The organism is Lysinibacillus sp. RS10 (assembly GCF_041956855.1).
GTDB lineage: Bacteria > Bacillota > Bacilli > Bacillales_A > Planococcaceae > Lysinibacillus > Lysinibacillus xylanilyticus_A.
Genome location: NZ_CP167122.1, coordinates 5,058,355 through 5,072,525, shown reverse-complemented (window position 1 = coordinate 5,072,525; position 14,171 = coordinate 5,058,355). Strand labels below are relative to the sequence as shown.

The window sequence follows — 14,171 nt, the reverse complement described above, 5'->3', positions numbered from 1 at the left end:
GGTTACGCCTCCTTACGTCGTTTCTAATGTCTTTTTCCCCTTGCCAAAAAACTTCTCTAGCATAGCAAAGAACTTTTCTATAATAATCGACAGCACCCAGTAAACAATCGCTAAGGCAATATATATTTCTAATGCATGTGCATTAATATTACTTGCGATAATTAAATTTGCTTTTCCGACAATGTCAATTAAGCCGATTGTATAAGCAAGCGCGCCCTCTTGTAATAACGCAATCATTCCATTCCCAAAGTTCGGTAATGCGATAACGAGTGCCTGTGGGAAAATAATACGTCGATATGCCTGAAATGGTGTTAATCCTACACTAACCGCCGCTTCAAATTGCCCTTTATTAATAGCTAAATAGGCAGAACGAATAACCTCTGACATAATCGCTGCAAACTGCAAAGTAAATGTTACGACTACGAAAATGGCTGTTTCAATTGAATGGAGATTTATGCCGAAGTTTTCCGCTAATGCCGGAACACCATAATAGACGAGAAATAATAAGACAATCGACGGTGTACAACGCATAATCGTTGTATATAAGTTTGCTAATTTTTGTAATAATTTTATTGAACTTAACTTGGCAGCCGCTATAAGTAAGCCAAAAATTGTGCCTAGGACAATGGAAGACCCTGCGACTAAGAAGGTAACTTTTAAAAACGGCAATAATACAGGAATTGAGTTCCAAATGTATGATGCATCAAAATACTTCTCCATTTCCTCACCAACTTTTATTAAATGTTTGGACTATAGCATAAGTTTTAATGCTCTTTTGTATGAATAAAGACTGCTGAGTTTACTGACTCAACAGCCTTTTATTCAGTACCAACTGTAAAAGAGAAATTATTATTAGCGATTCACAGTTTCTAACACTTCAAATAAATCTCGGCCGTAAAACTTAGTGCTTAATTCATTTGTTTTCTTCTGTTCTTTAATTTGAGTGATCGCTTTATCGTAAGCGTCTGCAAATTCCTGTTCCTTTTTATTGAACAATGGCCATGTTTTAATAACGGCAAATTCGTTGTACACTACTTCATCCTTTAAGTTATGATATGGGCCATCTTCTGCTAAAACTTGTTGTTTAAATGGACCTTCAATCATGACACCACCATCGACACGTTTTTCATTTACCCATTGCACGACATCGATAGTAAATGCATCTCCAGCCTGTAATTTAACTTGATTGTCAGGGTTGGCCTTATTATATTCATCAATAATTGTGTATTGAGCATTATTCGCAGCAATTGGTGCTAATGAATAACCCTTTTTAGCAAAGTCGGCTAAAGTTTTCACAGCTTCATCTTCTTTGCGTAAAACTAAACCTGCACTACTTAAGCCTAAAAATTCTTTAGGGAAAATAAATTTCTCTGTACGTTCCTGCGTAAAGAATGCGTTTTTTACACCTACTTGATATTTCCCCTGCTCTACACCAATTAATAAATCGTCGCTCGTTGTCCCTACATATTCAAACTTATATTCAGGTAATAGTTCATCCACTAGCTTCATGACTTCCACATCGTAGCCTGTTGGATTTCCTTTATCATCTAGATAACTAATTGGCTTAGACGCCTGGTCAAATGCAACTTTTACTGTACGTACTTTCACGCCATCCTCCGAGTCTTTGTCTGAAGTCTCGCCTGAATTACAGCCTGCTAAAATAGCAAGTGAAGCCAATCCGATTGCTGCCAATTGAAAAATCTTTTTCTTTTGTTTAAACATCTATCATTTCCCCTTATTCTCTACGGTTTTGTCATTGATTTCATCCGATTTCTGCTGTTCAATCGCAGCATTTGCCAATTTAATAATGGTCATATCATCCATCGGTGGATTATGAAGCCCTGCACGAACATTTCGATAATAGCGTTGCAATGGATTTGTTAATTGTAAGCTTTTCGCACCTACTACACGCATTGCCTTATCTACAATTTCAATCGCCAAATTGGTTACCGTATGCTTAGCAACTGCCATTTCATTTGTTATAAGCTCACGCCTAGCTGGGTCATCATAAGCCTCAGCTACTCCATATAGCACAAAGCGTGCCTGATGTAGCATCAATTCAATATCGCCTAGAAGTTGCTGTACATTTGGTAATGTACTAATTGGAGCATTCAAGCTATTTGGTTGATGATGATTGGCAAAATGTAATGCATAATCACGAGCTGCCTGCGCAATACCTAAGTACGTTGCTGGGATATGTAGAATCCAACCATTTATCTTGCCACCGCTTGGATGACTTGGCAATTCTACCAAATGACTTACAGGGACAATTACATCCTTTAAAACTAGATCATGGCTACTAGTACCTCGCATCGCTGACATTTCCCAGTTTTCTTCGATTGAAAGCCCTTGGATATCTTTATGAATAAGGAAGAAGCCGATTTTATTTTTTTCCTCAATCCAAGCTGATGTTAAGAAATAATCTAGGACCGGAGAAGCCGTCGTAAAGATTTTACGTCCATTTAAGAGCCATCCTTCTTCTATAGAGACCGCGTTTGTTCCTGGTCGCCCTCCACGTGTTGGACTCCCAGTTGCCACTTCACTCACGGCCCTATTTATAATTGCACCGTTGTTTATTTCTTGAGCAAAGAGACTGAGTAAATCCTCTGTCCATAGCTTTTTCTCATATAGTTCACCTACCACACCTAATGTCCATCCTAGTGAGAGTGAGGCATTCTCATCATAGCTCGCTAACGTTTCTTGAACGAGCACCATATCATAGACGGATAAACCTTCACCGCCATATTCTTTTGGCAAAGTTAGTTTTGGGTAACCAATTTGCAAAAGTAACTTATGTGCTTCGAATGGAAACCGAGATTGTTCGTCTACCTCTTTGGCCTCAGCCTTGATTGGCTCAGAAATAGATGCTAGCTGTTCAAGCCAATACTCTTGTCGCTTTGTTTTAATAAATAAATCCTTCAAGAAAATCTCCTTCTTCCTAAATTATATAAAACATATACATTTACTAAGAATTAATGTTGTAAAAAAATCTCTAACTACATTTTAGTAGCGAGATTATAATTCGTACTGAATTTTCTGATTCGTTGACACTTATGATACTTCCCACATTTGGAAATGTCAATGAGTTATTATAAGTTTTTTTATTGGTTTTATATGATATATGTTGTTTATATTTCTACATTTTACTCACCAAGCCATATTTACAACATATGCTAAAACTAAAGAAAGAGGTGTATGTATGACCAATAATATGAATCCATCTTTAAATAATATCGCTATCTCACCTATGGCTCCTCAGATTATTCAGACGAAATTTGGAGATATTAATGGTGATGGCTATCTCGAAACAGTTCTTTTAATGGGAACTAAAACGCCGGATAGCCCATTGTGGCAAAACCTAACACTTGTTATTTTTTATGGAAATACACAACAATTTGAAAAAATAATGCTCAAACAAAACGTTGGCTATAATCCAACTATATTTTTAGGTGACTTTACCGGCAATCATCTAGATGATATTTTAGCTATTTCCGATACTGGTGGCAGTGGAGGTATTATCAACGGTGAAATATTCTCCTCAATAAACGGGAAAATACGCTCAATTTTTGATGCAGAATCATTTAATAATAAACTAAAGTACACGGTCAATTATCAAGATCAATACAAAGTAGCTGTCCGTAGTATGAATCCTAAAAAGCAATATATCATCGATTTACAATACAAGGGACCGGATTATTTAGCGGAAATTTATAATCAAAATGGTACCCTAAAGCAGCCTATTGAAGGATGGGTTGATCCAATCAGTGGATTGTATCCAGTGGACTTTGAGCGTGATGGAATATATGAGATTTTATCTTATCAAGCGATTGCAGGCAGATTTCATGCTGATCGATTAGGTTATGTCGAAAACATTCTAAAATGGAACGGTTATGAATTTACAATTGACCGCCAAACTGTGGGGATTTTCGGAGAAGACTTAAAATAGACTTACTGCCCGTTATTGCGGGATAAATAACTACAATTTCTATAAGAATAAAAAGCAAGAATCTGCTCGACTTCTACATGGAACAATCGAAATCGGACAGATTCCCTTTAAATTTTTTACTTATAGAACAACCATGATTTATTTTTCTACCAATGCGAAATAATTATTTTCGTGATCAGCGAAATTAAAGACTCTACCCATTGGCATCATGACTAAATCCCCTACTTTAACGCCCTTTGCTTGGAAATCTTGATACAGATTTTCTATTTGATCTGCATAAAGCATAATAGAAGGTGTCCCTAAATTTAATTCAGGTTGCATTTTGGCAATGATTTCTTTATTGTGTAAAATCAAAGTAGTTTGAGCTCCTTTAGTTGGCGCAATTTCAATCCAGCGCATTCCCGCCTCTTCCTGGTCAGCAACTACAACGAAACCGATTTTTTCTGTCCAAAACTTAACGGCAGTTTCCTGATCATTTACATACAGCATTACTTGTCCAATTTGTCGAATCATGAAGCAATTCCCTCCTCTTTTGAGCATTAGTATACATCAAAATGTAGCTATATATGTCATATTAATAATCGTTTTTCGAAGAATTTCGATGTATTAATTGATATAGTTACTACTCTCGTATTTCAAAATACTTATTCGTAATGAGGCTTCGGCTGATGTCCAGGTTGGTCTACAACTATCAAAAAATACGAGTAAAAAATTCGCAAGTATTATTAAGAGTCTACGCAAAGCTATTTAAATCTTTTTACATACTAAAAAGAAAGCACGATAAAAAAGGGTTTCCCCATTCATCGTGCTTTTTAGCATTGTTATTATTTATTTTCCTCATGACTAAATTGCCATTCAATACCGAATTTATCAGTTAGTGAGCCGTAACATTTGCTCCAAAATGTTTCTTGCAGCTCCATAGTAACCTTTCCACCATCTTTAAGAGCCTCAAAAGCTTTTCGCATCTTATCCTCATCACTTGAGACAACAGCTAATGTTACATTGTTACCGATTGTGAACGGTGAGCCTGGAAATGTGTCTGAAAACATTACAGTACTACCGAAAATCGAAAGTCGTGTATGCATTACAAGGTCTTTAGCTTCTTCAGGTAATTGATAATTTGGATTTTGTGGTGAATCACCAAATGTCATAATTTCAGCCTTGTCCGTATCAAAAACTTTCTCATAAAACGATACTGCCTCTCGACAATTCCCATTAAAAATTAAGTATACTTCTACTGCCATTTCCAACACTCCCTTGTCAATTTTTGAAACAATTCTATTGTACATGGATAGCAAATCATAATACAAATTTTAGATAAGCTTATTTTGGAATAAGAGCCTTCCAATTAATAAAGGAGGATAAAAAAAGAGGTAATCCCCATTCTCGCCTACTAATTTTTTATTTATTTGGACAAAAGCTTTGACATTTACTCGATAATCATGTAAATTACAAAAGGCGAACAATATTAAACAAATCTTAAAAAATATTCGTATTTCAGGAGTGTATATAATGGATAACGTATTTGACTATGAAGATATTCAACTAATTCCCGCAAAGTGTATTGTAGAAAGTCGTTCTGAATGTGATACTTCCGTTACTTTAGGCGGTCATACATTCAAACTTCCTGTAGTACCGGCAAACATGCAAACAATTATCGACGAACGTCTTGCTTTGAAGCTTGCTGAAAACGGTTACTTTTATATTATGCACCGTTTTAATCCAGAGACACGAGCTGATTTCATCAAAGATATGCATGGTCGTGGATTAATCGCTTCAATTAGCGTTGGTGTAAAAGAAGAAGAATATGCATTTATTGAAGAATTAGCAGCTGCTCATTTAGTGCCTGAATTTATTACAATCGACATTGCACATGGGCATTCAAATGCTGTCATTCGTATGATTCAACATATCAAAAAACATCTACCAAATAGCTTTGTTATTGCTGGGAATGTAGGTACACCTGAAGCAGTACGTGAGCTTGAAAACGCTGGTGCAGATGCAACAAAAGTTGGTATTGGACCAGGTAAAGTATGTATTACTAAAATCAAAACTGGTTTTGGTACAGGCGGTTGGCAGCTAGCTGCACTACGCTGGTGTGCAAAAGCTGCTACAAAACCAATTATCGCTGATGGTGGTATTCGTACACATGGTGATATTGCAAAATCTGTTCGTTTTGGTGCTTCAATGGTGATGATTGGATCATTATTTGCAGGTCATGAAGAGTCACCTGGTGAAACAATCGAAATCGACGGTAAAACTGTGAAGGAATACTTTGGCTCTGCATCTGAATTCCAAAAAGGTGAACGCAAAAATGTTGAAGGTAAAAAGATGTATGTTGAACATAAAGGAAGCATCAAAGATACTTTAATTGAAATGCAACAAGATCTTCAATCATCTATTTCCTATGCTGGTGGCAATAAGCTAGATGCTATTCGAAATGTTGATTATGTAATCGTGAAAAACTCTATTTTTAACGGAGATAAAGTATACTAAAAATTAAGCAAACCCAAACAAGAATTGAAAGAATCTTGTTTGGGTTTTTCATTGGATTCCGATATTCTAATAGTAATTTACGCCTCTTAATTTCCAGAATCTATATGAGTTGTTTATATAGGGACGGCTACCGAGTATTGGGAAGGTCTTGATGGGGCAATTCTCTAGGTGTATCTGAGCAGTCCTCTTATTTAAAATGCACCTTTTCAACAAAAGAAAAAATGCTACCAATGAAGTGTAGCATTTCCCTTAAGATTATAGTTTGTTAATAACAGCGTGGATCGTTTCTTTTAATTCTGCATCATGATCAGAAAGGTCTACAAGGTTTCCTACACGCTCACGTAATACTGGACGTTCAATTACAAGCTTTTCATCAAGTACTTGTACTAGTAACTCAATAATAAGACGATCACGAACGTTTAACGCTTCTTCTAAACGCTCTGGTGTAATTTTTGCATCTGTTTTTGCTGCTTTAGCCATTTCAAAAACCCCTTTTAAATTTTATATTCATGCACATCTATTTTAGCATACAGCTAAATTATTTTGAAAACTTTCTTTTGAGAACATATACCAAAAATTTACAAAACCGTACTAAAACATTTACGAAATAATGTTATATTCAAATCATAATGAACTAAATGATTTCTAGAAATATAACGTGAGATTTACGATCAATACGTAAATAAGATGGGAGGAATTGCATGGATCCAAAAAACTCAACATATTTACAACTAATAAAGGCCGTGCCGAAATCTTTACAGCTGTTTCTGAATGTTTGCTTAGTGCTTCTAGCGCTCATTCTATCCTTTTTGCTTTTTAAAGAACTCATCGAATTTCTTAAAATATTAATTTTCAACAAGGGCGACGGTGATTATAAGCTTTTCCTCGCTAATATTCTTATTTTCTTTTTGTATTTTGAATTTATCACGATGATTATTAAATATTTTAAAGAGGATTATCATTTTCCTCTAAGGTACTTTATATATATAGGTATTACAGCCATGATTCGATTAATTATCGTAGAGCATGACCACCCCATCAACACCTTAATTTATTCACTTATTATTTTAATTTTGATTATAAGTTATTTTATTATTAATATTACGCCATTGGAACGCCCTGTACGTTCATCACTTTTTGTGAAAAAAGAATAATAATTTTATGGGATGCCTATTTTGGGGCTTCCCTAAAATGCTGTGATTTATCAAGGATAAAGAAGAATTGATGCAGTGCATGTAAATATTGTTCATCACTAATTTTCACTTTACTGAGCATAAATAACGCTTGTACCGTAACAACACCCATAACAAGAGAAGATCGCTCTGCAATATCTATCACCATTTCCACATCATCGTGATCACATTCAAAAATTTTCATTTCACCATTGATAGCCTCTTTAGAGAAGAGGTTCATTTCAAAATCATGAAGTCTCATTGTTTTAATTGTGCATAAAAAGTGTTTTTAACTGCTCTCTCGTTGGCTCTAAACCACCCATCCTTCCTGGATAAGCACCAACCACAATATCAACAAAGTTTATAAAATCTATTTCCTTCACTAATTTTTCAAAGACCTTCATATACATCTCCACCCTACACTAAATTTATTTTAAGGCACGCTCTTTTCATAATTTTTATCACATTAATTTCAGGTCTTGATAATAACATATATTACCACACGCAAATGATGCTGTATGTTGACAGTATTGAAACCTGAGGTGGTTATTCAGCATCTCGAGCAAGTCGGAAGGAACCATGAACAGAATACACTATTCTCGTTGCCTCAGCGATTAGGAAAGTGATTACAAGTAGCTGGGATGCAACCAAAAGTACAGCTCAGAAATATTATTTGTTGAGCACATATAGCTCGACTCAAATGTGGGCTTAGGACTGCATGAATTATTGAAGGGAGAAGGAAAGAATGAATTTGATTGATGCATATATTCATGAAGTAACTAAAAGGATCAGGAAAGATAAACGTGAGGATACCAGTCTAAAACTAAAATCTACTATTGAAGATATGTTACCTGAAGATTATTCAGAATCAGATATGAAGGAAGTGCTCAAAAAGCTAGGAAATCCTGTAGAAGTTGCAGCAAGCTATCAAAACACACTACGATTTTTAATAAGTCCCAAAGTGTTTGACACTTATATTAGGACAATAAAATTAGTTGTTCCTTGGGCAATTCTTATTACAGTTATTGTACAGATGATCGAAAGTATTGTGCTTTATAACGGAGAAGGTGCACTTCTGACTGCCATTATTAAAACGATTTCTCTAACGATCGCTCATATTATTTCAGTAATCATATACGTACTGTTCTGGATTACAGTTACTTTCATTATCATTGAACGATCTGGCGGAAAAAATATTCGAATACCCATTTTAAAAGAACATCCAGAATGGACACCTGATGATTTAACAAAAGTTAGAATCATTCCTAAAGAAAAAATTATTTCACGTAATGAAAATATTTTTAGTCTCTTAGGTATCGTTATTTTCTCCTTTGTCTATTTTAATGCCAATCATCTTTTAGGAATCTATACTTCCCACAATAAAGGCGACCTGAAATTTGTTATGCCTATATTTAATCAGGATGTCTTACTCTCCTTTGCACCAATCGTTTTATTTTGGATAGCTTTAAGTGTAGCTTTAACATTATGGAAAATGAAGACCGGTCAATGGACTATGTTAATTGCCGTAGCAAATACACTTCTTCAATGTATAGGCATCATTATTTTTATCTTCATAGTTATTCATCCTGATTTCATACACCGTCCCGCTATACCTTATATCGCTGCGATTACCGAAACAACCTCTGCTAAAATTTTTGTTGCTATAGATCGAATATTATTTCTAAGCATTGCTATTACCATCATAGCAAATGCATTTGATATTTATAGTGGTTTTAAAAAGGCTAAAATCGGAAAATAGCTATAAATTTTTATGCATGTTTACAAACTTTATACCTAGTAAAATATTCTTCCAATTCATCAACATAGGCTCATCACCATAACGCGTGGTTGATTTCCGTTCCGCCTGAGCGCGCTTTGTCGCTGTCGCACAGAAAGCATTTGTTGCTGTCGCTTCGCTTTCGCGCAGAAAACATTTGTTGCTGTCGCTTCGCTTTCGCACAGAAAGCATTTGTTGCTGTCGCGCAGAGCAGAGCTTCCTGGGGGCGTCCGATGAGCTGCTTGGGCCTACACGATGGAGGTCATGGAGGCGTTATCACAGGATGTGATGGTTTAGCCTTCGTTCCCCTGTCGCTGGTTCCCAAGAAGTCGCCCAGCCTCCATTCCAATCAACTAATATATAGGGTATATATTTTAAAAAATGTCATCCACAACTTTTGGTGAGGAGTCTCAAGATACTGTAAAACTCTAATATTTTGTATAATGGTTCTTTAAATACATTTTAATAATCTGCACGAATTCAAACAGAATATGGGGAAATAATTATGACTATTCTTCTTGTAGATGACAATCAGGTCAATCTATTTGTAATTGAAAAAATATTAAAAAATGCAGGTTATGATAACTGTGTTTCTCTAACATCGGCTTATGATCTTTTTGATTATGTACAGTTAGATGCACCAAATCCAAAAGGAAATTCAGTGGATTTAATTTTATTAGATATTATGATGCCTGAAGTAGATGGTATCGAAGCCTGCAAACGGATTAAGCAAAATGAACGATTAAAAGATATTCAAATTATCTTTGTCACAGCTCTAGAAGATAAAAACATGCTCGCAGAAGCATTGGATATTGGTGGCGTAGATTATATTACAAAGCCGATTAATAAAACCGAGCTTCTTGCTAGAATTCGAGTTGCTTTACGATTGAAGGCCGAATTAGATTGGCATACTCAACAAGAAAATAAAATACAATACGAACTAGATTTAGCAACACATGTACAAAGAAGCCTTTTGAGTGCCCCTATAAACGAAAATAATATTCAAATAGGCGTATCCTATCTTCCTTCCTCTAATTTAGCTGGGGATATGTATTATTGGCATAAAATAAACGATCATCGATATGCCATCATTTTACTTGATATGATGGGGCATGGTATCTCTGCAGCGCTTGTTTGTATGTTTATCTCCTCTGTTCTAAGAGAGGCTGTTAAACAATTGGTAGAGCCTGAATTAGTTATCAAAGAGTTAAACCGTTATATGACACTTTTACAAAACGGAAAAGACGGAAATCTTTTTTATTTTACTGCGATTTATTTAGTGATTGATACACAACAAAAAACAATTGAATATGTGAACGCTGGTCATCCTTCTGGTTATGCTCTTGTTGATGAAAAGACACTCGTACCATTAAATCAAGGAAGCTGTGCAGTCGGCTTTTTCGATGAGATCGATGTTCAAAAGCAATTCATTCAATACAATGAAGATGTACAAATTATTTTATTTACGGATGGCGTTTTAGAGGCAATGGGCCCATGTGAAATAGAAGCTGAGAAGCAATTGCAAACGCTACTATCTACAAAATGGGATTATTCTCAACACCTGATTGACAACTTACTGCCTAAGGAGCAACAAGAGAATCAACCAGATGATATGTGTGTAGTAATGATTCAAGCACATGCTAAAAACTAAATAAAATAGGGCTGTCGCCTAAGTTACTACTTGTAAAGAAACTTAGACGGCAGTCCCCATCTTAATGTACCTTTTGATAAATTCTTTCATCGCCTACGATTTCTTTATTTTTAGAAATATTATTTTCGAATCGTAGTGTCTCCTTATCCAAAGGCTGAAATTGATTCATACTTATAAACTTCCTTTAGCAATTAGCCATACTCTTAGAACGGATACTAATTGATCTAAATTAAATGGCTTACTTATATAATCTGAAGCACCAGCCTCTAATGATTTCTCCCGATCACTTTTCATAGCCTTTGCCGTTAAAGCAATAATCGGTAAATCCGTAAGCTTCATTTGTTTTCGTATAATCGACATTGTTTCATAGCCATCCATATTCGGCATCATTATATCCATAAGAATAAGATCTATTTTATGATTGGCTTGCATAATAGCTAAACACTCTAAGCCATCTTTTGCAACGAAAATATTCATGCCTCGTTTTTCAAGTGCCGTTTTTAACGCATATATATTACGATCATCGTCGTCTACAAGTAAAATATTTTTCCCTTGAAAAACTTCTACCTCATGCTGAGAGACTACCTGAATTTCTGGTAGCTGTTGTTCTTTTACCTCTCCTGAATCAAATATTTCATTAGTAGCCGCTACCTCATACATCCCCGGTTCAAGGCACTTCTTCTCTTCGAGCCCATTCGGTAAGCTTGGAATTGTCAGCGTAAAGCTACTACCTTGTCCCTCTTCACTTTGTAAGGAAACCCAACCGCGGAGTAATTTGGCAAACTCTTTACAAATGGATAATCCAAGACCTGTACCACCATATTTACGTACAGTTGCTCCATCAGCCTGTTGGAACGATTCAAAAATGAGCTGATGCTTGTCCTTTGGAATCCCTATACCTGTATCCGAAACTTTGATTTCTAACCAGTCCGTACTAATATCCTGCATATTATTTGTTAACTGTTCTAAATCAAGCTGCTTGATATTTAAATTAACTGAGCCCTGTTCTGTAAATTTAAAGGCATTTGATAATAAATTTTTCACAATTTGCTGGAATCTTTTTTCGTCCGTATAGAAAACATCCATTACATTTTCGGCTTTCGAAATATGGAATTGTAGATTTTTTTTCATTGCTACAGGCACGAAGGTTTGCTCGATTTGTACAGGAACCTCACTCATATTCACTTCACCAAAAATAATATCCAGCTTGCCTGCCTCCACTTTCGATAAATCTAAAATTTCATTGATTAACCCGAGCAGATCTTCACCAGAAGAATAGATAACCTTTGCAAATTCAACTTCCTCTTCTGTTATATGATTTTGACTATTTTCAGCTAACATTTCAGATAAAATTAATATGCTATTCAGTGGCGTTCGCAATTCATGTGACATATTAGCTAAAAACTCGGATTTATACTTTGAATTTAGTAACAGTTGTTCCGCACTTTCCTCTAATTCCTTTTTAGCCTTTTCTAGTTCTCTCGACTTTGACTCGGCCTCTTTTGTTCTTTCTTCCAGTTGTTTATTCATCATTGTCAGTTCTTCTGTTCGCATTTGCAATTCTTCAGATTGTACCTGTAATTCTTCTGCCATCGTTGTTGATTCATTTAATAAACGTACAATTTCCACACGTCCTAGAACACTATTAATGGTTAATCCAAACGTTCCGATAACTTGCTTCACTAATTCTTGCTGCAGCTCACTATAGCCAGTCATTGTGGCTAATTCAACGACAGCTATTACGTCATTCTCAAATATAATAGGGACGATAAAAATACCTTTTGGCGATACTTCCCCTAAAGCAGTGCTTATTAAACGAAAGTCTTCAGGAATATCGTTATCTATTAAAACTCTTTTTTCTAAAGCACATTGTCCAATTACGCCTTGTCCCAATTTAAAGCTTTCGATTCCAATGCTATCATCCGCAAAAGTAGCTTTTTTTACAAATCGTATATTATTGTCAATAGATTCACGAATATAAAATGCGCCAAAAGAAGACTGCGTTTTTTGCGCTATTTCTGAAAGGAAGATTTCAGCTAATTTGGTGATGGCAGAAATGCCTTGATATTTTGTGACAATTTCTGCAATATTCAACTGTAGCCATTCTCTTCTCTCAAGCGCATCCAACAACTCATTTGTAGCACCTGCAAGAGCATTGATTTCATCATTTGTTTTAACATGAATTCTCCCTTTTTGACTGCTCTTGGAAGCAGCAATTTCTCGGATTGTTCGTGTAACCTCTGTTAACGTTTTTACGATTGAACGAGAAATACTACTAGCAATGGTAATCGCAACAACCGAAATAAATACTAGTATGCCAAGCAGTGTAAGTGTTACAATACTATCCCTCTTGTCCAAATCATTTACTTTGGCTTGCATAGTTGCAACCACCGCTGAACGGAGTGATTCAAACTGATTTCGTACGGTTTCCAGTTCTTTACGAACTACATCTACTTCATAGATTTCCCATAACGCTTCTGCATTGTTTTCTTTTTTAAATGTAATGGCTGGTTCCCCTGATGTTGTAATCCAATTCTCTATCGTCGTCTTTATCTCATTTAACTTCTGTTGTTCTGTTGGTTTATTTTCTAAAAGCTGATAAAGTTCATTAAAATCGGATCTCCACTTTTCATCAGCTTCGTAATAGGGCTCTAAATAGCTTGATTCACCTGTAATAACAAAGCCCCTCTGGCTCGATTCCATATCTAAAATGTATTTTTCAATGCGATTGGTTAGAGCATGTATATTTGAATTATTCTTTATAATATAATTTCTTTCTTTTTGTAGAGAGGTAATTTGATTATTTAAGATGATCACTGATGCAAGTAAACAAAGTATGATAACAATATAGCCTAACGTAATTTTGGTTCGTATACCTAGCTTTAATTTTTTTAACATTTGTTTTCCTACCTTTACCTATCATAAAAATCTAATTCCAGTATAATTGTACATCAAAAAATAACAAAGTTTCTTCCTCTTAGGTTGAAACAATAATCTCTTTTCGAGAAATATTTAACGCTCATCACCGTAACGTGTGGTTGATGATCCATTAAAAGTTAATAATTCTCTTATTTTCTTCATATACATTTTATATTGAACTATTTTGCCGAGGTATAATTTGATAGTAAG

Annotated in this window: 15 protein-coding genes; 5 read left to right on the top strand and 10 right to left on the bottom strand. The window is 35.3% G+C overall.

What is annotated here, in order from left to right:
• Window positions 1-12: 12 nt before the first annotated feature.
• The 3 genes from ACB089_RS25250 to ACB089_RS25240 all read right to left on the bottom strand — a co-directional run bounded on the left by ACB089_RS25250 (window position 13) and on the right by ACB089_RS25240 (window position 2,922).
• Complete coding sequence (locus ACB089_RS25250; protein ID WP_374964472.1) at window positions 13-720, bottom strand: amino acid ABC transporter permease; 708 nt, start codon at window positions 718-720, stop codon at window positions 13-15.
• A gap of 132 nt (window positions 721-852) precedes the next feature.
• Window positions 853-1,722 (bottom strand): transporter substrate-binding domain-containing protein, encoded by an 870-nt coding sequence (locus ACB089_RS25245; RefSeq protein WP_374964470.1) that lies wholly within the window; start codon window positions 1,720-1,722, stop codon window positions 853-855.
• Between the two features lie 3 nt (window positions 1,723-1,725).
• On the bottom strand, window positions 1,726-2,922 hold the full coding sequence (locus tag ACB089_RS25240) for an acyl-CoA dehydrogenase family protein (protein WP_374964469.1): 1,197 nt from the start codon (window positions 2,920-2,922) through the stop codon (window positions 1,726-1,728).
• 277 nt (window positions 2,923-3,199) lie between these two features.
• On the opposite strand from ACB089_RS25240, the gene ACB089_RS25235 reads away from it, so the two are divergent.
• On the top strand, window positions 3,200-3,946 hold the full coding sequence (locus tag ACB089_RS25235) for a hypothetical protein (protein ID WP_374964468.1): 747 nt from the start codon (window positions 3,200-3,202) through the stop codon (window positions 3,944-3,946).
• Between the two features lie 138 nt (window positions 3,947-4,084).
• On the opposite strand, the gene ACB089_RS25230 is transcribed toward ACB089_RS25235, so the two are convergent.
• On the bottom strand, window positions 4,085-4,459 hold the full coding sequence (locus ACB089_RS25230) for a VOC family protein (protein WP_374964466.1): 375 nt from the start codon (window positions 4,457-4,459) through the stop codon (window positions 4,085-4,087).
• Window positions 4,460-4,770: 311 nt separating this feature from the next.
• On the bottom strand, window positions 4,771-5,190 hold the full coding sequence (locus ACB089_RS25225) for a VOC family protein (RefSeq protein ID WP_368637263.1): 420 nt from the start codon (window positions 5,188-5,190) through the stop codon (window positions 4,771-4,773).
• A 268-nt stretch (window positions 5,191-5,458) separates the two neighbouring features.
• Between ACB089_RS25225 and guaC the strand changes: the two genes are divergently transcribed.
• On the top strand, window positions 5,459-6,442 hold the full coding sequence (guaC, locus tag ACB089_RS25220) for a GMP reductase (RefSeq protein WP_068985750.1): 984 nt from the start codon (window positions 5,459-5,461) through the stop codon (window positions 6,440-6,442).
• A 255-nt stretch (window positions 6,443-6,697) separates the two neighbouring features.
• Here the strand turns inward: guaC and ACB089_RS25215 are convergent, their stop codons facing one another.
• Window positions 6,698-6,922: a phosphate-starvation-inducible protein PsiE gene (locus ACB089_RS25215; RefSeq protein ID WP_368637261.1), complete on the bottom strand. Its 225-nt coding sequence runs from the start codon at window positions 6,920-6,922 to the stop codon at window positions 6,698-6,700.
• Between the two features lie 221 nt (window positions 6,923-7,143).
• On the opposite strand from ACB089_RS25215, the gene psiE reads away from it, so the two are divergent.
• Window positions 7,144-7,596, top strand: a complete 453-nt coding sequence (psiE, locus tag ACB089_RS25210; RefSeq protein WP_068985752.1) for a phosphate-starvation-inducible protein PsiE — start codon at window positions 7,144-7,146, stop codon at window positions 7,594-7,596.
• Window positions 7,597-7,612: 16 nt separating this feature from the next.
• Here psiE and ACB089_RS25205 read toward each other — a convergent pair whose 3' ends face one another.
• Together ACB089_RS25205 and ACB089_RS25200 are read right to left on the bottom strand one after the other, a co-directional pair.
• Window positions 7,613-7,819: a hypothetical protein gene (locus ACB089_RS25205; RefSeq protein ID WP_374964464.1), complete on the bottom strand. Its 207-nt coding sequence runs from the start codon at window positions 7,817-7,819 to the stop codon at window positions 7,613-7,615.
• Window positions 7,820-7,880: 61 nt separating this feature from the next.
• Window positions 7,881-8,018 carry a hypothetical protein gene (locus ACB089_RS25200; protein ID WP_374964463.1) on the bottom strand — a complete coding sequence of 46 codons (138 nt, stop codon included), beginning with the start codon at window positions 8,016-8,018 and terminating at the stop codon, window positions 7,881-7,883.
• 341 nt (window positions 8,019-8,359) lie between these two features.
• Here ACB089_RS25200 and ACB089_RS25195 point away from each other — a divergent pair, with 341 nt between their 5' ends.
• Window positions 8,360-9,373 (top strand): hypothetical protein, encoded by a 1,014-nt coding sequence (locus tag ACB089_RS25195; protein ID WP_374964461.1) that lies wholly within the window; start codon window positions 8,360-8,362, stop codon window positions 9,371-9,373.
• On the opposite strand, the gene ACB089_RS25190 is transcribed toward ACB089_RS25195, so the two are convergent.
• Window positions 9,374-9,583, bottom strand: coding sequence for a hypothetical protein (locus ACB089_RS25190; protein ID WP_374964460.1), 210 nt, complete (start codon window positions 9,581-9,583; stop codon window positions 9,374-9,376).
• Window positions 9,584-9,896: 313 nt separating this feature from the next.
• Here ACB089_RS25190 and ACB089_RS25185 point away from each other — a divergent pair, with 313 nt between their 5' ends.
• Window positions 9,897-11,042, top strand: a complete 1,146-nt coding sequence (locus ACB089_RS25185; RefSeq protein WP_374964459.1) for a SpoIIE family protein phosphatase — start codon at window positions 9,897-9,899, stop codon at window positions 11,040-11,042.
• 171 nt (window positions 11,043-11,213) lie between these two features.
• On the opposite strand, the gene ACB089_RS25180 is transcribed toward ACB089_RS25185, so the two are convergent.
• Window positions 11,214-13,940, bottom strand: a complete 2,727-nt coding sequence (locus tag ACB089_RS25180; RefSeq protein ID WP_374964458.1) for a response regulator — start codon at window positions 13,938-13,940, stop codon at window positions 11,214-11,216.
• Window positions 13,941-14,171 lie beyond the last annotated feature (231 nt).

Excerpts from the sequence above, each read along its gene's own strand:
- ACB089_RS25250 (WP_374964472.1), bottom strand. The coding sequence starts at position 720 with ATGGAGAAGTATTTTGATGCATCATACATTTGGAACTCAATTCCTGTA.
- ACB089_RS25245 (WP_374964470.1), bottom strand. The coding sequence starts at position 1,722 with ATGTTTAAACAAAAGAAAAAGATTTTTCAATTGGCAGCAATCGGATTG.
- ACB089_RS25235 (WP_374964468.1), top strand. The coding sequence starts at position 3,200 with ATGACCAATAATATGAATCCATCTTTAAATAATATCGCTATCTCACCT.
- ACB089_RS25230 (WP_374964466.1), bottom strand. The coding sequence starts at position 4,459 with ATGATTCGACAAATTGGACAAGTAATGCTGTATGTAAATGATCAGGAA.
- ACB089_RS25225 (WP_368637263.1), bottom strand. The coding sequence starts at position 5,190 with ATGGCAGTAGAAGTATACTTAATTTTTAATGGGAATTGTCGAGAGGCA.
- guaC (WP_068985750.1), top strand. The coding sequence starts at position 5,459 with ATGGATAACGTATTTGACTATGAAGATATTCAACTAATTCCCGCAAAG.
- ACB089_RS25215 (WP_368637261.1), bottom strand. The coding sequence starts at position 6,922 with ATGGCTAAAGCAGCAAAAACAGATGCAAAAATTACACCAGAGCGTTTA.
- psiE (WP_068985752.1), top strand. The coding sequence starts at position 7,144 with ATGGATCCAAAAAACTCAACATATTTACAACTAATAAAGGCCGTGCCG.
- ACB089_RS25205 (WP_374964464.1), bottom strand. The coding sequence starts at position 7,819 with ATGAAAATTTTTGAATGTGATCACGATGATGTGGAAATGGTGATAGAT.
- ACB089_RS25200 (WP_374964463.1), bottom strand. The coding sequence starts at position 8,018 with ATGAAGGTCTTTGAAAAATTAGTGAAGGAAATAGATTTTATAAACTTT.
- ACB089_RS25195 (WP_374964461.1), top strand. The coding sequence starts at position 8,360 with ATGAATTTGATTGATGCATATATTCATGAAGTAACTAAAAGGATCAGG.
- ACB089_RS25190 (WP_374964460.1), bottom strand. The coding sequence starts at position 9,583 with ATGCTTTCTGTGCGAAAGCGAAGCGACAGCAACAAATGTTTTCTGCGC.
- ACB089_RS25185 (WP_374964459.1), top strand. The coding sequence starts at position 9,897 with ATGACTATTCTTCTTGTAGATGACAATCAGGTCAATCTATTTGTAATT.
- ACB089_RS25180 (WP_374964458.1), bottom strand. The coding sequence starts at position 13,940 with ATGTTAAAAAAATTAAAGCTAGGTATACGAACCAAAATTACGTTAGGC.